The sequence below is a fragment of the Streptomyces sp. UF-297 genome, assembly GCF_058245575.1.
The window spans coordinates 1-2802 of sequence record NZ_JBSIBZ010000200.1 but is presented as its reverse complement, the minus strand read 5'-3'; the positions used below and the strand labels follow the sequence as shown (position 1 = coordinate 2802).

5 protein-coding genes are annotated in these 2802 nt (G+C 71.7%); 2 read left to right on the top strand and 3 right to left on the bottom strand.

Annotated elements, in window-relative coordinates; translation table 11 throughout:
• Window positions 1-81: 81 nt before the first annotated feature.
• The 3 genes from AC4IJH_RS43350 to AC4IJH_RS43340 form a co-directional block, all read right to left on the bottom strand.
• The gene (locus AC4IJH_RS43350; protein WP_490857539.1) at window positions 82-990 is read right to left on the bottom strand and encodes a hypothetical protein; all 909 of its coding nucleotides are present in this window, start codon (window positions 988-990) and stop codon (window positions 82-84) included.
• A 214-nt stretch (window positions 991-1204) separates the two neighbouring features.
• On the bottom strand, window positions 1205-1597 hold the full coding sequence (locus tag AC4IJH_RS43345) for a hypothetical protein (RefSeq protein WP_330269968.1): 393 nt from the start codon (window positions 1595-1597) through the stop codon (window positions 1205-1207).
• Entirely contained in the window at window positions 1594-1866 is a 273-nt protein-coding gene (locus AC4IJH_RS43340; RefSeq protein ID WP_164347837.1) for a hypothetical protein, read from the bottom strand. The genes AC4IJH_RS43345 and AC4IJH_RS43340 overlap by 4 nt, the downstream gene beginning before the upstream one ends.
• Before the next feature lie 122 nt (window positions 1867-1988).
• Between AC4IJH_RS43340 and AC4IJH_RS43335 the strand changes: the two genes are divergently transcribed.
• Together AC4IJH_RS43335 and AC4IJH_RS43330 are read left to right on the top strand one after the other, a co-directional pair.
• Window positions 1989-2408, top strand: a complete 420-nt coding sequence (locus AC4IJH_RS43335) for a hypothetical protein (protein WP_490857538.1) — start codon at window positions 1989-1991, stop codon at window positions 2406-2408.
• Window positions 2405-2557 (top strand): hypothetical protein, encoded by a 153-nt coding sequence (locus AC4IJH_RS43330; protein WP_203610188.1) that lies wholly within the window; start codon window positions 2405-2407, stop codon window positions 2555-2557. The genes AC4IJH_RS43335 and AC4IJH_RS43330 overlap by 4 nt, the downstream gene beginning before the upstream one ends.
• Window positions 2558-2802 lie beyond the last annotated feature (245 nt).

Genomic DNA, 2802 nt, shown 5'->3' with positions numbered 1-2802 from the left:
CCCCCCCCCCCCCCCCCCCCCCCCCCCCCCCCCCCCCCCCCCCCCCCCCCCCCCCCCCCCCCCCCCCCCCCCCCCGGGACGCTACTGCTTGGGGAGCAGCGCAGCGCCTGCCGCGCGAGCGGCGGCAAGAGCCTGGTCCAACTCGCTGATGACGCTCGCCTCCGAGTCGCGGGCCATCATCGCCAGGACCTCCTCCGTGGCGCCGTCTCGGCTGCCGAGTCCCCGCAGCTGCTCACGCTCGCGGTACGAGATTCCCGCCATCGTTACCAGCGCCGCGTACTGCTCAAGGAGGGCCACTCGCTCGGTGATCCCTTCGAGGCGACGGCCCAGGCCCGCCCGGCCGGCGTCCAGGACCCGCGCGGCTTTCTCCCCCGCCGGCCAGGCCGGGAGGCTCATCGCCTCCCGGCTGTACGCGGCGAGTGCCTGCGCGATCTCCCACTCGAAGGCGGGCAGGCCGGTGAGGTTCAGGTCGCGGTCGAGGAGTCCCTGCTTCTGTAGCTCGGAGCCCAGGATCGAGTCGGTCGCGGCCTGGACGCGCACGAGGACCATGGCGGCGTCGGGCATGAACTCGGCCGGGCCGAGATAGCGGCCGTGGGACTCCTTCAGGAGCTGGGTGGAACGGTGGCGACCTCCCATGCGCTGGTTGGTCACCGCGATCACGACCCAGAACCCCAGCACCGCGAAGAGTGCGCAGCCCCACAGCAGCGAACGCAGCGCGGCCCAGTACGACAGGTCAGCGACTTCGCTGTAGAGCGTCGCGAAGATGGGGCAGAGCGCCACCGTCCCCAGCATCAGCCCTGCGAGCCTCCTGAGCGGACGGAAGGCCGACCGCAGGAGCCCCGGCCCCGCGACGTCGGGGACGGGAGTGGACGCGGAGCGCAGGAGAACCGGGTCGAGGCGACGCAGGAACGTCTTCGCCTCTTCGGGGAGGCCCGGGTCGACGGCCACGCGTGGCGTGGCCATGGCGCGGGCGGAGTTGTAGGTGGTCATGAAGCCGGAAGGCCCTTCGTTGCAGGTTTCGAGATGGCCGGGAGAGGGGTGCCGCCCCTTTCCCGGGCGGAGTGTACGAGGGCCGGACGCAGGCGCCGCCGCGCTGATTCGGGTGGCGGGGACGTCGGCGCCCCGATCGGACCGCTGGGTGTCCCCCGGCGGAGTGGACGGGTCAAGTTGACCGGGTACTCCGCCGGGGTGTCTCCCGGATTCCTCACGGCAGCGCCTCGGTCTCGACGTCCGGGTACAGGGCGCGCAGTCGCTCGGGGTCGCCGGTGATCACGGGCCACTGCCGGGCGGCGGCCAGGTAGGCGACATGGCCGGCGGTGGTGCTGGCTTCGCCGTCCACGTTCGCGCGCAGGATGCCCGCCCCGCGCGCGTCCGCCTCATCCAGCGGGGCGACGGTCAGGAGGGGGAACTGGGCGATGGTCGACAGCGCGTGCGCCGCGTCGGTCTTGAGGTCGGCGTACGCATCGGACAGGGCGGTCGCGGGGACGAGGAGCGGGATGACTCGCTGATGGGCGATCGACAGGAGGGCCTGCATGTAGAGGCTTCCGCGGGCGGCGGCGGTCAGCGCCGTGGTGTCGAGGATGCGGCCGCCGATCACGCGGCGCTGCTCTCTCCGGTGCTGGCGCCGACGCCGAGCGCTTTGGCGGCCCACTCCAGGTGCTCAGCGCCGGGGCGCTCGCCGGGAAAGAGGCGCGCGAGGACGGCGTCCACCTCGGCGGCCTCCTGCTCGCGCTGGAGCAGAGACGTGATGTGCCCCGATACGCTGCTGATCTGTCCTGCGGCCTCCCGCTCCTTGAGCTGGTCGAGAACTTCCTGCGGAATCGTGATCGCTGTCTTCGCCTTGGGCGGAGTCTTCGAGTCGGTCATACCAGAGTCATACCGCATCACCGCCCTGGGTGCGAGGCACTCGGGGGAAGTCGTTGGCTGGAGCCAACAGGGGTCGATACGCTCGCCTTCGCCGTTGGCTACAACCAACACAGGGGGTTCCGTTGGCGTACGACGTCGACATGTTCGCCGATGAGGTCGAGCAGCTCGCCCAGCAGGCCGACCAGGCCGAGGGCGCCGAGCGCGTTGAGCTCCTGGCTCGCGCGGCCAATCTCGCGATAGACCCCCTGCGTCGCATCGAGCTGCTGATGCACACCGCGGACGCTGCGGGCCGTGCCGCTCACCGGGCTGCGGGCGCGGCCCGGCGGGGCGAGAACCGGCCGGGGAACGAGCCCGCGACGTACGAGCAGATCGGGGCCGCCGCCGGCTTGAGCCGGGATGTGGCGTACCGGCAGCACACGCACGGTGCTGCGCTTGCATGGCCGGCGAAACGGCGGGGCGTACACAACGGGCGCACCGTGGCGCAGCCCGAGGCGCCTCTGGACAGTGCGGCGGGGGACACGACGGAAGAGGTGGGCGTATGAACGAGGATGACATCGCGCGTGGGGTGGCCCGCGGACTGCACGAGCATGAACAGCGTCGGGCCGAGGGGAACGCGCGCTCGCTGCTGGCGGGCCTGGGCATCATGGCTGCCCTGTTCCTCTTCTTCATCTGGCTGGTGACGTACGCATGACCAAGCCCTTCGAGGTGCATCTCTTCCTCATCAACGGCCAGCCCGACCCGGCGACGTGTGCCTGCCCCCGGGCGGCCTGTGGCGGACTCATCAAGATGCTCAACGACTGCCCCGTTCACCGCCCCCTCTCGGGGGACGCCCCGATCATGGGTTTCAAGCCCGTCGCGCGTTGCTGCCCGGCGCCGCCCCAATCGGCTTCGGCGTAGAGACGCCCCCACGAACCGAGGCCCGGACCAACATGGTCC

Excerpts from the sequence above, each read along its gene's own strand:
- AC4IJH_RS43350 (WP_490857539.1), bottom strand. The coding sequence starts at position 990 with ATGACCACCTACAACTCCGCCCGCGCCATGGCCACGCCACGCGTGGCC.
- AC4IJH_RS43330 (WP_203610188.1), top strand. The coding sequence starts at position 2,405 with ATGAACGAGGATGACATCGCGCGTGGGGTGGCCCGCGGACTGCACGAG.
- AC4IJH_RS43340 (WP_164347837.1), bottom strand. The coding sequence starts at position 1,866 with ATGACCGACTCGAAGACTCCGCCCAAGGCGAAGACAGCGATCACGATT.